The organism is Sphaerisporangium corydalis (assembly GCF_025506355.1).
GTDB lineage: Bacteria > Actinomycetota > Actinomycetes > Streptosporangiales > Streptosporangiaceae > Sphaerisporangium > Sphaerisporangium corydalis.
In genome coordinates this window covers 27,659-41,136 of sequence record NZ_JANZYP010000022.1, presented here as the reverse complement: position 1 = coordinate 41,136, position 13,478 = coordinate 27,659, and the positions used below count along the sequence as shown (strand labels likewise).

Genomic DNA, 13,478 nt, shown 5'->3' with positions numbered 1-13,478 from the left:
GCGACCGGGACGCAAACTATGTACACCGGTCGTTACCCATCTGGGTACCATGGGTCCATGACGGAGTTGGAGAAGGGCCCCAAGGGGCGCCGCCGCGGCCGGGGCGCCCGCGAGCGCATCCTCAGCGCGTCCCAGCGGCTGTTCCGCGAGCAGGGCATCAACCGCACCGGAATGGACCAGCTTTGCGCGGCGGCCGAGGTGTCCAAGCGCACGGCCTACCAGCACTTCCCCGGCAAGGACGAACTCGTCGCCGAGTACCTGCGACGGTTCGACCCCTCCGTTCTGTCCGGTGTGTTCGACCGCACCGACCTCACGCCCCGCGAACGGCTCCTCGCCGCTTTCGACATCCCCTCCACCACCCCCCTGTGCCCCTACATCGCCGCCGCCGTCGAACTCCACGACCCCCAGCACCCGGCATCCCAGTACGCACGCGACTACAAGAAAGCCGTCGCCGCGAGGCTCGCCGACACCGCCCGCGAAGCCGGCGCCGCCTGCCCGGAACAGCTCGGCGAGCAGCTCGCGCTGCTCATCGACGGCGCCGCGGCCCGCACCCGGGTCCTCAACGCCGACGCCTTCCCCACCGCCGCCGCCATCGCCGCCGTCCTCATCGACAACGCCATTGACGCGCTCTCCCGGGAATATGGGTAAGGAAAGGCACCGGCTTCAATTGGCCCACCCGTTGAACAATGTCGTGGGAACCGAGTCCTGCCCACCCAAAACTCGCAACCCATCACCACCCACCCACGAACGCGGACCGACCCTCGTGACCTGAACACCACCACAGGCATGGACCGACCCCCAGAGGACTCAACGTCCCAGCGCCCCTGCCAAAGGTCCCCGCCTTCGGCTCGGGCAGTGTTTCCAACCCGAGGGCCTACCGACCCGCCCGTTCCCCGACCGCGTTCTCTCTCGGCAACGCCCTGTACGGCGGTCGACCCGGCGAACACCCTCAAGCCAAGCCAAGCCGCCAGGCCAAAAAACGCCCGAGCCGAAGGCGAGGACCATTGTCTCTAGCCATCCCATCGCCGAGGTGACCAGCCTTCTGGCGCCCGGAGACACCCGCCGGTGGCATCGCTGGCGACGGCCTTCGCCGTACCTGCGATGATCGGAACGAGCGTCTATTTCAGTCCCGTAGATCACGGACCGCAAAGCTGCGAGGCGGAAAGACATCATCATTGCGATCGACGTGACTCCTGACACGGTGGATCCGGCTCACGCGCATATCCCCGATACCGCGGCCGAAGGCACGATCATCCTGCTCAACGGCACGTCCAGCTCTGGCAAGACCAGCATCGCCAGGGAACTTCTCAACCTCCTGGACGGGACCTGGTTCCACATGCCGGTGGATGACTTTCACGCGATGCGGTCCAAACGCGAAATAGCCGACCAAGATCTCCAAGCCGAGATCGATCGCACCATCAAGGGCTTCCACCGTGCTGTCGCCGGCATGGCCGCGGCCGGGAACAACCTGGTCGTCGACCATCCGCTCAGCCTGCGCTGGCGGCTGCTGGATCTCCTTGATGTGCTCGTACCCGAAAAGACCGTTCTGGTCGGGGTGCGCTGCCCGCTGGCCGAACTGGAACGCCGCGAGGTCGAACGCGGCGACCGGCAGCGCGGGCTGGCGGCCCTGCAGTATCACCAGGTGCACTCCTACGAACTGCATGACCTCGACGTCGACACGAGTGTTCACAGCCCGCGGGAATGCGCCCTCCAGATCCGCGATGCGCTGCCGGACCTGCCACGCCCCACTGCCTTTGAGACGCTCCGGCGGACGCTGCGGAAGCCGGCCTGACCACGTCGGCTGTTCCAGTCCCACCGCCAAACCACGGAAGCCAAGAAGGAATAACAATTCCCGCCAGTAGCCTTCCGGGGCCGGACGGGGGGCGCATGAAGGCAGCGGGATCAGCCTCGCCGAGGCAGGCACCGTGGAGCGTGGCCTGCGTCAATGTGATGGGGGCTCGGCCGCAGTGGGCGTCGGTCAGGCGTGGGCCGGTGTGGTGGCGGCTTGAGAGTGGGCGGGTTCGAAGAGTTCGATGAGGTTGCCGGCGGGGTCGGTGAGCAGGATCTGGCGTCCGCCGGGGCCGGCGACCACGTCGCTGGTGAAGGACTGGCCGGCGTCGCGGAGCCGCTCGATCGCGGTGTCGAGGTCGTCGACGATGAGGTGGATGCGGTTGCGTCCGGCGGGGGTGTCGGTGGGTGTGGCGCGGGCGCCGGAGCTGGCGGGGCCGGACAGCAGCAGCCGCAGCGGTCCACGTATCACGTCGGCGAAGGCGGGCGCGGCGTCCAGGCGCAGGGTGAAGCCGAGGTGGGTGGTGTAGAAGTCGACGGCCGCGGCCACGTCGTCGACGAGGTAGCGGACGGCGGCGAACTGATCGGGTGCGGTCATGGCGTGGCCTCTTGTGATGTGAGGGCGGGGAGCAGGTGGCGCACGCGGGTGTCGATTTCCGCGAGGGTGCGGGCGAAGGCGGGGTAGCCGGTCTGTGCGGCGGCAGGGTCGGGGATGCTCCAGTGGATGCGCCGGGCGTGGCCGCCACGGTGGTCGGCGAAGTCGGGGCAGAGTTCGCGGACCTTGTCGCAGAGGCTGATGACGTGGTCGAAGTGGCGGCCGGTGAGGGTGTCAAGGTGGCGTGGCCGTTGGTCCCGCAGGTCGACGCCGTGGCCGTCGCGCAGGGCTCGGACGGCATCGGGGTGCAGGTGCGGACGGGGGTGGCTGCCGGCGCTGGTGACCTCGACGTGGCCGCCGCCACGCAGGCGCAGCAGGGCTTCGGCGATCGGTGAGCGGGCGCTGTTGCCGGTGCAGGTGAACAAGACAGCGGGCGGGCGCGCGGACGGCTCGGGCGGCTGAGGCGGGTCCTGCGTGAGGCGGAGTGCGGGGTGCAGCGCGAGGCCGGTGGCGGCCAGGGCGTGGGCGCAGCGGTCCAGGTCCAGGTGGTAGTAGCTGTCGCGGGCGTCAGCACTGCTGTGCCTCATGGTGACCAGGCCGCCGTCGCGTAGCAACCGCAGGTGGTAGGAGATGAGGTTCTGCGGGTGGTCCACCAGGTTCACCAGCTCACGGACTCGACGGTCGCTGGTGGCCAGTTCGGTCAGCAGCCGCCACCGCAGCGGATGGCCGGCCAGCCGGGCGAAGGGCGGGGCGGGTTGAGCCGGGGTCGCCATGGCCACCATAATACATCAAACGGATTTGATGTATCTGGCTTCAGTGGACCTGTCCGGCCTACTCACGGGCTGACGGCTGGGCCCTTGACGCGGGTCCTCGACCTGGCGATCCGCACGACCAGAGGGAAGAGTGACCGTGGCAGACGAACAGGCCGCAGACGATTCGGCCGACGATCCGGCCGGTGGTCCCGAAGGCGGCAAGACGTCCTGGCCTGCGGTGCGGGAGGTAGCGCTGCTGTTTCTCAAGCTGGGCACTATCGCCTTCGGCGGGCCGGCCGCGCACACCGCGATGATGCGTGATGAGCTGGTGCGCCGCCGCGGCTGGGTCAGCGATGAGCGGTTCGTCGACCTGATGGGCACCACCAACCTGATCCCCGGCCCCAACTCCACCGAGCTGGCCATTAATCTGGGCTTCGACCGCGCCCGGTGGCGTGGCCTGCTGGCCGCCGGAGTCTGCTTCATCCTCCCGGCCGCGCTGATCGTCACAGCTTTGGCCTGGGCCTATGTCACCTACGGGACCACACCGGCCGTCGCGGGCATCCTGTACGGCATCGTCCCGGCGGTGATCGCGATCATCGCCCACGCCCTGCTCGGCCTGCTCCGCGTGGTGATCAAGAACGGGTGGTGCGCGCTGCTGGCCGCCGCCGCCCTGGCCGCCTACCTGCTCGGCGTCAACGAGTTGCTGGTGATGGCCGTCGGCGCGCTGGTGACGGCAGCGGCCCACGCGTACCGCCGCCATCGGCAGAGCATGCACGGGATGCTTGCGCTGCCGTTGCTCGGCCTCGGCTCGCCGGGCCTGCCGGTCTTCCCTGATCCCACCGGAGGTCAGCTGGCGCAGCTGTTCCTCACCATGCTGAAGATCGGGTCGGTGCTATACGGCAGCGGCTACGTGCTGCTGGCCTTCCTGCGCGGTGACTTCGTCGAGCGGCTCGGCTGGATCACCGGCCAGCAGCTCATCGACGCCGTCTCCATCGGCCAGGTCACTCCGGGCCCGGTCTTCACCACCGCCACGTTCATCGGCTACCTCATCGCCGGCCCCGTCGGGGCGTTCCTGGCCACGGTCGCCATCTTCCTGCCGTCCTTCGTTTTCGTGGGCCTGCTCACCAAGCTCACCGACAAACTTCGCTCCAGTGCCTGGACCTCCGCTCTGCTCGACGGCCTCAACGTCGCCGCGCTGGCCCTCATGGCCGGTGTCTCCCTCCAGCTGGGCCGCAGCGCGATCGTCGACCCGCTCACCGCCGTGATCGCCCTGGCCACTCTGGCGCTGCTGTGGAAGACCAAGCTCAACAACGCCTGGTACATCGCCACCGGCGCCGCCATCGGCCTGGCCCACTCCCTGCTGACCTGAAAGGCTCTGCGATGACCGACGTCGCGCTCGCTGCCCGTACTGCCGGTCGGGCGCCGCTGATGGCCAACCGCCGGGCGGGTGGGTCTACCGTGGCCACCCACCTCTGGCTTTCTCAACGTGCCCCAGCGTGGCCAAGCCGCCGACGCCGACCGAGCCGCCGAGGCAGTGCGCCAGCACCTGTCCGGCGAGTACGGGTTTCGTCGATGGTTTCGGCGCCGGGCCGGGGTCAGGTGGTGCGGCGGGCCCGGGCCACTGCCAGCCCGCCCAGGACCATGGCGATCAGCCCGATCACCAGGTCCACGTAGCCTCCGACGATGCCGTAGCCGGTGCCGGGGCCGCCCTTGGCGGCGGCCACGACCAGGCCGCCGATGACCATGCTGGTCAGCCCCGCCGCTAGTGCCATAACAGCCCGCACTCTCCAGGAGCCGCTACCGAACCGGCCGGTTGGGCGGGCCAGAGCGAGCCCGCCGAGGACCACGCCGGCCAGTCCGGCCGCTGCGGCGACCAGGGACCAAAGACGGCCGGGGGTCAGGTCGTATGCGCCCACGGGCTGGGCTAGAACAGTGGCGGCCGCCGGTGCGGCGGCGGCAAGCAGGAGACGGACGGACATCGAGGATCCTTTCCGCGGATGACCTCCTGGGCAGCGCGCCGGATCGGCCCGCTGCCACGGAGGGTTGACGCCTCGATCCTCACGTGGGTCCACGCGAACGCGCCTCCGACGGCGGGCGGCAGCCTCTACACGGTCCGGCGTAGCCGAGGACAGTCCATCTACGCCCGTCGTCGTAGGCGCTCGCGCGTCTGGGCGGACTGCTTTCAAGGGCGGCGACCGTAGGATCGCCGCATGGAACGCGCCGTACCGTTGCGCTTGCCCGCACCCGCGCAGGACGCGTTGCTCGCCTTGTTCATCACTGTCATGCAGCTTCAGGGCACGGTGGTCCGCAACACCGGCGAGGTGGTGCAGCGGCCGCTGACCGACCTCGGATACCTGGGATACGCCCTGCTGATCGTCAGCGGCCTAGCCATTGTCGTCCGCCGCCGGTGGCCGGTGCCGGTGCTGCTCATCACGGCGATGGCCAGCCTGGTCTACTACAGCCTCGACTTCCCTGACGGGCCCGGCTGGCTCGCCCTCTTCGTCGCCCTCTACACCCTGGCCTCCTACGGTGACGGGCGCCGGTCGCTGCTCATCACTGGCGTGGGCATCGCGGTGCTCACGGTCGGCTGGCTGGCCGCCGCGGCCGACATCGAGCCACGTGCCGCCATCGGCTGGGTGTTCTTCCGCATCGGCGCGTCAGTCATGAGCGCGGCACTCGGTGAGTCCGTCCGGACCCGGCGGGTCATCGCAGCCGAAGCTCAGCAGCGAGCCGAGCTGGCCGAACGCACTCGTGAGGAGGAAGCACGAGCGCGCGCCGCCGCCGAGCGGCTCCGGATCGCCCGCGAGGTCCACGACACGGTCGCGCACGCCATAGCGATCATCAACGTCCAGTCCGGAGTCACCGCGCACGTGCTCGACAGGCGGCCGGGCATGGCGCGCGAGGCGCTGCGCGTCATCGAACAGACCAGTGCGCGGGCACTGCGGGAGATGCGCGCGATCCTCGGGGTCCTTCGCGACGACGACGGGGACGACAACGACGGGCGCGTGCCGTACCCCGGGCTGGGGCAGATCGGCGAACTGACCGCCAAGGCGCGCGAGGCCGGACTCGACCTCGCGCTTGAGGAGATTTCGCCCACAGAGCCTGCGCCGGTGCCGAGCGCGGTGAGCGGCGCCGCCTACCGCATCCTGCAGGAGTCGATCACCAACGTGATCCGCCACGTCGGCCCGACCCGGGTGACGGTGGTGGTGAAGGCCGGGGCCGAGGACTTGGAAGTCCGTGTGACCAATGAGGGACCCCAGACCGTCTCGGGGGATGATCACGCGAACCCGCCGGCTCGCTCTCCGGCCGGCGCCGGTAGTACGGCCAAGCCCGGCCGGGGCATCCTCGGCATGCGCGAGCGCTGTCACTTGCTGGGCGGAGAACTCGACGCCGGGCCGCTTCCGGGCGGCGGGTTCGAGGTCAACGTCCGGCTGCCTCTCGTCCCGAACGGGTCACGCGCATGAAAGCGGCGATGGCCTCCCCGTCGGCTCCTGCTCCGATCACCGTTGTGCTCGCCGACGACGAAAGCCTAGTGCGGTCCGGGTTCAAGCTGCTGCTCGACCTTGAAGACGGCATCACGGTGGTGGGCGAAGCCACCAACGGCGCCGAAGCCGTCGAGCAGGCTCGCGCCCTCCGCCCCGACGTCGTCGTCATGGACATCCGCATGCCGAAATTGGACGGCATTCAGGCCACCGCCCAGATCGCCCAGACGCGCGGGCTGGAGCAGGTCCGCGTCCTCATCCTCACCACCTACGACACCGACGAGCATGTCTTCGACGCCCTGCAGGCCGGGGCCAGCGGCTTCCTGCTCAAAGACGCCGGACCGGCCGAGCTCCTGCACGCCATCCGGGTGATCGCCGCCGGCCAGGCGCTGCTCGCGCCACGGATCACCCGGCGCCTCATCGGCCAGTTCACCGCGCAACGTCGAGCCGCCCAGGTCGGCGAGGATCGGCTCGCGGTGCTGACCGAACGCGAACGCCAAGTGCTGGCCCTGGTGGGCCGGGGCCTGAACAACGACGAAATCGGCGGGGAACTGTTTCTCAGCCCGGCCACGGCGCGGACCCATGTCAGCCGAGCGATGGCGAAACTGGGCGCGCGCGACCGGGCTCAACTGGTCGTCATCGCCTATCAAACGGGCCTGGTCGACCGCTGACGTACGTTCTCAAGGACGAGCCGGCCGCTGGCACGCGTCCGGGCGAGACCGAACCCGCCGACACGGTCGCATGGAGCAGTCGGCCTGCGCATGGACAGGAACAAAGGCCCGCTGGTGCGTGAGGTCCCGTCGGGCAGACAAGGTCCTCGCCTTCGGCTCGGGCAGTGTTTCCAAATTTCAAGGGCCTACCGGCCCTCCCGCTCCCCGACCACGTTGTCTCTCGGCAACGCCCTGTATAACGGTCGACCCGGCGAACACACCCTCAAAGCCAAGCCAAGCCGCCAGGCCCAAAAAACGCCCGAGCCGAAGGCGAGGACCATCTCCGGCGCCGAACGGGCCCCTCCCCTCCGCCCGCCACATCTGACCCATCTCAACCACTTACTGACCATGGTCACAGTCGAAGAATCCACTACAGGTGCAGAGGGTGCCCTTCATGGAGGTAAAGAGCGTGCCCGGTGTCCATCACCCGTAGGGCCGCTTGTAGCCGTGGCCGCATGTGATCTCGTACGAGATCCAGCGCCACCTCAACAGGGAAGAAGCGAACCTCCGCTACTTCCGGGTCGGCCGGTGTCAGCTCTCGGCAGCCGGAGGAGGACATCACGCCACCATCGAAAATGAAGGCGATCTGGTCGTCCCATGGCCCGTGTGGAGCCACCCAGTCGGCACAGAGCATGCCACCGATGGTGATCTTGATCCCGAGTTCTTCGTCCAGTTCACGAACCGCCGCCAAGTGGGGCGGCTCATTGGCTTCGGCCATGCCTCCCGGTAGGTCCCAACCATCCTTGTAGGTCGGATCGACCAGCAGAACGCGACCAGCCTCGTCCCTGATGAGGACATCCGCAGCAACTCGTTTACGGGCCTGCCGGGCATTGCCTTCGGCCATCCACGCATTCCACTCGGGAGTACCTTGCCGAGGGTGCCGCTTCATTCAGGCAAGCCGCCCTTCATCCTGAGGACACTGCCCAAGAGCATCTTACGGATACGGACAGCGTCGGTCATTTGATCTAAGAAGTCCTTGATCGGCCGCTTATCACGGTATTTGTCAAGTACATCACGCAGCTCACCAAGTTGGCGGAGTACACGTACGGAACCTAGGTTCTGACTACCAGCGAGCAGTTCGAACCCTACGGCCGCCGCATGCTCCAAGTCACCGCCACTCACATGAATCTTGGCCAGGGTGAGCTGCCCGAAAGCCATGCCACGAACCCTGCCTCCTCTACAGAGTTCGATGGCTTCCTCAGCGTGTCGACGAGCCGACGCCAAATCGTGAAGCTCATAACAGCAAAGGGCCGCCTCGCCGGCGTACGAGGCACGATCGAACGTGCTGATCCACGGATGTACGTCTATGCTCTCGACACACTGCTCGGCGCGGTCAAGAGATTTGCGGGACCGGGCATCCCCCTGTGACGCAAGACCTCGGGCTTCCATGATGTAGAGACGCCCGTACAGGGCCGGGCACCAATCCCCCCGACGGCCGATCTCCATGCCAGCGCGCGCGAGCCGCACTGCCTCACCGGGAACTCCCTGTTGGCTCGCGAGATGCGCCATGCTGGCGAGCACATGCGCCTCGATTATCGGATCGTTCGCCGCGTGAGCCAGAGGCAATGCTCGCTCGAAGTGCGCCGCGGCCCGATCGTCACGACCGGAGTCGTGCGCCATCCAACCGGCCATCTCCGTGAGCGCGGCCGCCATCGCATAGACGTTGATCCGAGTTGGCCGTGTGTCGATGCCGAACAGGCATGGAGCCACCTCATCGCTGAGGTACCGGACCACCGCGGCGTAGAGGTGGCCTCCGCCAAGTTGTCGATCGGCCGATCGGAACGACTCCATCGCGGCCAGGTAGTTGTTCGGCTCTGCGTCCTTGGAGACGTTGGGCAGCGCGGGCAGCGGCACCGGCAGACTCACGGAAGACGGCGCATCTTCCCAGCGTCGAGCTGCAAGCCCGAGCATTGCTCCTGGTATGTGCAGTCCATCTGAAACGCGTCCGAGTACTTGGGTACTGCTGGCCCGCGTTTTGCCGTCAATATATTCTTTCACCCGAGATGGGGTAAGTTGCACTCGTCGGCCGATGGCAGAATGTCCGAGACCTGCCCGCCTGCGGACCAGAGCGAACACTTCGCCGATATCTCGATCAGCACAGGCAGAGATCATCGCAGGATCATCCAGAAGATCGCGGGGCAATCGCGAAGAGCTGTGCTCGACCATAACGGGACTTTCAGGACCGAGGATCGACAGGAACAAGTCACTCGCTACTAGCGAGTTTACTCATAGTGAGTACTCGGCCTGGCCTTTTCGCACTCCACATGAGTACGCGACCGTTCTGGCATGCACCCGAAGACATTGCCCGGCGAGGGTCAGACCGGCGACTCAGTCGAACCAGTCGACGCTGATGACCAAACCTGCCGTATGAAGCAATTCGAGGCGACTCCACGCGTCGTCGGACAAGTACGCGGTTTCATCGGCGCCGCCCTGGCAGATTGGGATTTGCAGGAGATGGCGGACGACGCACGGCTCTATGCGACTGAACTCGTCACGAACGTCATACTCCACTCGGCGCCTCAGGCAGACGGGAGCAAGACCGTCGATGTCCTGATCGATCGCCGGCGCTCCGGCGAGGTGACGATCATGATTCGGGACATGGACGCCCGGCTCCCGGTGCCGCAACTGACAACTCCCGCGCCCCACCAGGAATCAGGTCGTGGCCTCCATTTGGTTTCCGCGCTCGCGGACTCCTTGTGGGTGCGCTCGACGCCGACCGGCAAGACCATCGGCTGCCGGTTCGATCTTCAGCGGTATGGGGTTACATCGTGAACCGCGCGGTCTCGAGGCGGCCATCACACAGACGACCAGCAGCAGGCCCAGGGTGTCGGTGACGATGAAAGGTCCTCGCCTTCAGCTCGGGCAGCGTTTCCAAATTTCCATGGGCCTACCGGCCCGTCCGCTCCCCGACCGCGCCCTCCTTCGGCGACTCCCTATACGGCGGTCAACTCGGCGAACACACGCGGCAAGCCAAGCCATGCCGCCAGGCCCGAATAAAACGCCCGAGCCCAAGGCGAGGACCATCTCCACCACCGACCGACCCCTCCCTTCCGCCTGCCACCTAGACGCTCTCGACAAGGCGCCGAAACGGCGGGGTGCGGTACGGCGAAACCGGCGCCCTGTGCGGAAATCGACCCGCCGAACACACCCTCAAAGCCAAGCCAAGCCGCCAGGCCCAAAAAAACGCCCGAGCCGAAGGCGAGGACCATCTCCGGCGCCGACTGGTCCATCCTTCCGCCACGTTGGCGCACTAGATCGGGCGCCGAAGCGGTGGGGTGGGGGTGGTGAAATCGGCGTCCTGTGCGGTGGAGGGGCTTGCCGGGGTTACTGGTCGAGGGTGGGGGTGAGGTCGCGGTTGTTGGTGGCGTGCCAGCGGGTGAGGTGGTCCAGGGCGTCGTGCCGGGCGCGGGCCGCGGCGGCGGGCGGGACGCTTTCCGTGCCCCAGGCGCCGAGGACCGCCGCCATCCGGGCGACGAAACGCTCACCGCGCCTGGTGAGGCAGCCGCCGTCCAGAAGGAGGTGGGCGACGTTCTCGGCGGCCTCCCGCCAGCGGGAGAACTCGGCGTTCGCCCCGATCACGGCGTCCCCCGCCTCCAGCCGGCGCTGCCTGCGCCAGAACCCCGTCACGCCGAGGTAGGCGTACGCGCCCTGGAGGAGGCCGCCGACGGGGCGCGGGTCGTCACGCCAGGGGGCGTAGTGGCGGCGGCCGTCGTCGTGGTGGATCAGGGGGACCACGTCGAGCAGGGCCGCCAGCTTGGCGTGCTGGATCTCGTGGGCCAGTGTCAGCGCCAGGGTCCTGGCGTCCACCGGGGCCGACATCGCCACGCAGCCGAACGTCTCGCGTGAGCTTCCGCTGATCTGGTCGCCTGGGGCCCGCTCCAGCGGCGTCACCACCCGCGTGATGACCGCGACCTCGGCCGCCGTGGTCCAGTGGTGGGTGACCAGCAGCCGCCACGCCTCCCCCAGCGTGTCCTGCCACGCGCCGGCCTCCCGGTCCCGCAGGCGTCCCCGGGCCAGCCGGGCGCCGGGCATCCGGTGCGGGTCGAGGTCGTCGACGAGCACGCTGACCGTCCGGCCGCCGGCGGTGGCCGACAGCCGCCGCAGGCCCTGCCAGCCGGGGGCGTCCCGCTCCCGGTCGGCGGGCACGCGTACGGCACTGCCCCCGGCGGTGATCTCGGCCCTGCCGCCCTCGGATCGGACCTCGGCGGTCCCGGTGGCGGCGGCCAGGTCGGCGCGGCCGAGCGAGGGCAGCATGACCCCGCCGTCCACCACGGGCACCTCGGCGGCGAAATCGGCCCCGGACCGAAGCGCCGCCGCGGCAGCGACCACCGCCAGATGCCGAGGCCCGAAGACCTCAGGCATGGTGACACCGTCTGCGGCGGCTCCAGACCCGGAGACCCCAGGCACGACGGCACCAGGCACGGTGGCACCGGCTGCGGCATCTCGCCGTACGGACGCCCCGGGGGACGTCGGTTCGGGGTGGGGGGTTCGGTGGAGGGTGCGGAGGGTCGTCAGGGCCCAGGCGCCTACCGAGGGGTGGCGGAGGACGGTGGACACGGCGGCGGGGTCGTGCCGCTGGACGGCGGCCAGCAGGTCGTAGGCCCGCCGGGCGCCCGCCGCGTCCTCGTGCCCGGCCAGCAGCGCCGCGTCGACGACCCCGCGCACGAGCAGGACGTGCTTGCTGTGCTGGGCCCGTGACAGCCAGCGCGCGGCCACGGCCCCGCCGCCGCCCGACGCCATGGCCAGAAAGAGATCCTCGGGGACGGCGTGGTGGCTGAGGTTCATCTCCGGCTTTCCATCCGGGCGGTCACGTCGGACTCGACCCTGTGGCGGATGTGGGTGATGAGGCGGAACAGGTCGGCGCAGTAGACCGACGGGTTGGCGAAGCCGGCCCCGGGCCGGTAGCGGTGGGCGTAGAGCCCGCCGCCGCAGACCCGCATCACCGGGCAGGCCAGGCATTCCGCCCCGAGCGCCTGGGCGCCGATCTGCCGCGCCCGGACGGCGGGGTGGCCGAGCACCGCGTCGAACGGGTCCCGCGCGACGTGGAAGCCGGTCGCCGGGCCGCCCGGGTAGGCCGACTTGAGCGTGTCGGACTGCTCGATGGCGCCGTCGGTCTCGATGACCACCATCCGGGCGGGCGCGAGGCCGACCGCCTCGCCGGCCGAGGCGCCGCCCAGGAGCAGGTGCATGATGTCGGCGAACAGCCGGACCTCGGTCGGCCGGGCGCCCGGGGCGTACCAGCGGTCGAAGATCGGGATCAGCCAGTCGGCGTACGGGGTGGCCGCCGAGCCCGGTGACCGGCCGGGCGGGGGCGCGGCCCAGTTGCCGTGCGGGAGCAGGAAGTCGACGGCGGGCGGGGCGAAGTCCAGCAGCGCCTCGTAGGTGCGCAGCGGGTCGTTGCGGACGTCGACCGTGCACAGGATGCCGCCGAACAGGTGGCGGTACTCCCCCGCCAGCGGGCCGAGCGCGGCGGCGACGGCCGCGTGGCTGCCCCGCCCGTCGGCGTGGCGGCGGTGCCGGTCGTGCGCGGTGACGTCGCCGTCGAGGCTGACGCCCACGCGCGCGCCCAGCCGGTCGAAGGCGCGCAGGAAGGTCTCGTCGAGGCGCACCGCGTTGGTCTGGACGCTGACGGCGACCCGCACCCTCGGCCCGACGGCGTCCCTGATCGTGGTGACGGCGTCCTCGATGCCCTCGACGCCGGCCAGGAGGGGCTCCCCGCCGTGCAGGACGAGATGGATCGACGCGAGCCCGTGGGCGTGGACGTGTTCGGCTATCCGGAATGCGACGTGCCGGAGTGTGCTCCGCGGCATCGTGCGTGGCCGTTCCGCCCAGCTCTGGTCGGCCATCGTGTAGATATAACAGTAATCACAGCTTAGGTCGCATCTGCTGTGGACTTTGAGTATGAACTGCCGAAAAGGGCGAGGTCGCCAGCCATCCGGTGATCGCATACTCGTGGTCAAACCCGCTCAGCCCCCAGCCGGTCCCCGCCACAGCGTGACATACGGGTGAACATTACCCGTTAGTCACAAATATGTGAATAAGGCGGCATACCCGGTTGAATTCCCGGCTTTCCCCCTGGAATGCGGCACCGAACCGCATTCGACCGGCCCCGCCCGGAGGAACGGGCCCGGCGCCCGAAGGAACAGGCCCG

13 protein-coding genes are annotated in these 13,478 nt (G+C 68.9%); 6 read left to right on the top strand and 7 right to left on the bottom strand.

Annotated elements, in window-relative coordinates; all coding sequences use genetic code 11:
• Positions 1-57 precede the first annotated feature (57 nt).
• Both NYZ98_RS17355 and NYZ98_RS17350 read left to right on the top strand, forming a co-directional pair.
• Positions 58-648, top strand: a complete 591-nt coding sequence (locus tag NYZ98_RS17355; protein ID WP_262843831.1) for a TetR/AcrR family transcriptional regulator — start codon at positions 58-60, stop codon at positions 646-648.
• A gap of 538 nt (positions 649-1,186) precedes the next feature.
• Positions 1,187-1,792 carry a chloramphenicol phosphotransferase CPT family protein gene (locus NYZ98_RS17350; protein WP_262843830.1) on the top strand — a complete coding sequence of 202 codons (606 nt, stop codon included), beginning with the start codon at positions 1,187-1,189 and terminating at the stop codon, positions 1,790-1,792.
• 186 nt (positions 1,793-1,978) lie between these two features.
• On the opposite strand, the gene NYZ98_RS17345 is transcribed toward NYZ98_RS17350, so the two are convergent.
• Positions 1,979-2,386 (bottom strand): VOC family protein, encoded by a 408-nt coding sequence (locus tag NYZ98_RS17345; protein ID WP_262843829.1) that lies wholly within the window; start codon positions 2,384-2,386, stop codon positions 1,979-1,981.
• Complete coding sequence (locus NYZ98_RS17340) at positions 2,383-3,156, bottom strand: arsenate reductase/protein-tyrosine-phosphatase family protein (RefSeq protein ID WP_262843828.1); 774 nt, start codon at positions 3,154-3,156, stop codon at positions 2,383-2,385. The genes NYZ98_RS17345 and NYZ98_RS17340 overlap by 4 nt, the downstream gene beginning before the upstream one ends.
• 136 nt (positions 3,157-3,292) lie before the next feature.
• Here NYZ98_RS17340 and chrA point away from each other — a divergent pair, with 136 nt between their 5' ends.
• Positions 3,293-4,504 carry a chromate efflux transporter gene (chrA, locus tag NYZ98_RS17335; protein WP_262843827.1) on the top strand — a complete coding sequence of 404 codons (1,212 nt, stop codon included), beginning with the start codon at positions 3,293-3,295 and terminating at the stop codon, positions 4,502-4,504.
• A 226-nt stretch (positions 4,505-4,730) separates the two neighbouring features.
• Here the strand turns inward: chrA and NYZ98_RS17330 are convergent, their stop codons facing one another.
• Positions 4,731-5,114, bottom strand: a complete 384-nt coding sequence (locus NYZ98_RS17330) for a DUF6223 family protein (protein WP_262843826.1) — start codon at positions 5,112-5,114, stop codon at positions 4,731-4,733.
• A 231-nt stretch (positions 5,115-5,345) separates the two neighbouring features.
• Between NYZ98_RS17330 and NYZ98_RS17325 the strand changes: the two genes are divergently transcribed.
• Both NYZ98_RS17325 and NYZ98_RS17320 read left to right on the top strand, forming a co-directional pair.
• Positions 5,346-6,599 (top strand): sensor histidine kinase, encoded by a 1,254-nt coding sequence (locus NYZ98_RS17325; RefSeq protein ID WP_262843825.1) that lies wholly within the window; start codon positions 5,346-5,348, stop codon positions 6,597-6,599.
• Positions 6,600-6,607: 8 nt separating this feature from the next.
• Positions 6,608-7,288 (top strand): response regulator transcription factor, encoded by a 681-nt coding sequence (locus NYZ98_RS17320; RefSeq protein WP_262843896.1) that lies wholly within the window; start codon positions 6,608-6,610, stop codon positions 7,286-7,288.
• Between the two features lie 409 nt (positions 7,289-7,697).
• Here the strand turns inward: NYZ98_RS17320 and NYZ98_RS17315 are convergent, their stop codons facing one another.
• Both NYZ98_RS17315 and NYZ98_RS17310 read right to left on the bottom strand, forming a co-directional pair.
• A complete protein-coding gene (locus tag NYZ98_RS17315) occupies positions 7,698-8,171 on the bottom strand; it encodes an NUDIX domain-containing protein (RefSeq protein WP_262843824.1) in 474 nt (157 codons plus the stop codon).
• 41 nt (positions 8,172-8,212) lie between these two features.
• On the bottom strand, positions 8,213-9,493 hold the full coding sequence (locus NYZ98_RS17310; protein WP_262843823.1) for a tetratricopeptide repeat protein: 1,281 nt from the start codon (positions 9,491-9,493) through the stop codon (positions 8,213-8,215).
• A gap of 201 nt (positions 9,494-9,694) precedes the next feature.
• On the opposite strand from NYZ98_RS17310, the gene NYZ98_RS17305 reads away from it, so the two are divergent.
• Positions 9,695-10,099 (top strand): ATP-binding protein, encoded by a 405-nt coding sequence (locus NYZ98_RS17305; RefSeq protein WP_262843822.1) that lies wholly within the window; start codon positions 9,695-9,697, stop codon positions 10,097-10,099.
• A 552-nt stretch (positions 10,100-10,651) separates the two neighbouring features.
• Here the strand turns inward: NYZ98_RS17305 and NYZ98_RS17300 are convergent.
• Together NYZ98_RS17300 and NYZ98_RS17295 are read right to left on the bottom strand one after the other, a co-directional pair.
• Positions 10,652-12,112 carry an HEXXH motif domain-containing protein gene (locus tag NYZ98_RS17300; protein WP_262843821.1) on the bottom strand — a complete coding sequence of 487 codons (1,461 nt, stop codon included), beginning with the start codon at positions 12,110-12,112 and terminating at the stop codon, positions 10,652-10,654.
• Positions 12,109-13,275, bottom strand: coding sequence for an FxsB family cyclophane-forming radical SAM/SPASM peptide maturase (locus NYZ98_RS17295; protein WP_262843820.1), 1,167 nt, complete (start codon positions 13,273-13,275; stop codon positions 12,109-12,111). The genes NYZ98_RS17300 and NYZ98_RS17295 overlap by 4 nt, the downstream gene beginning before the upstream one ends.
• Positions 13,276-13,478: the final 203 nt, after the last annotated feature.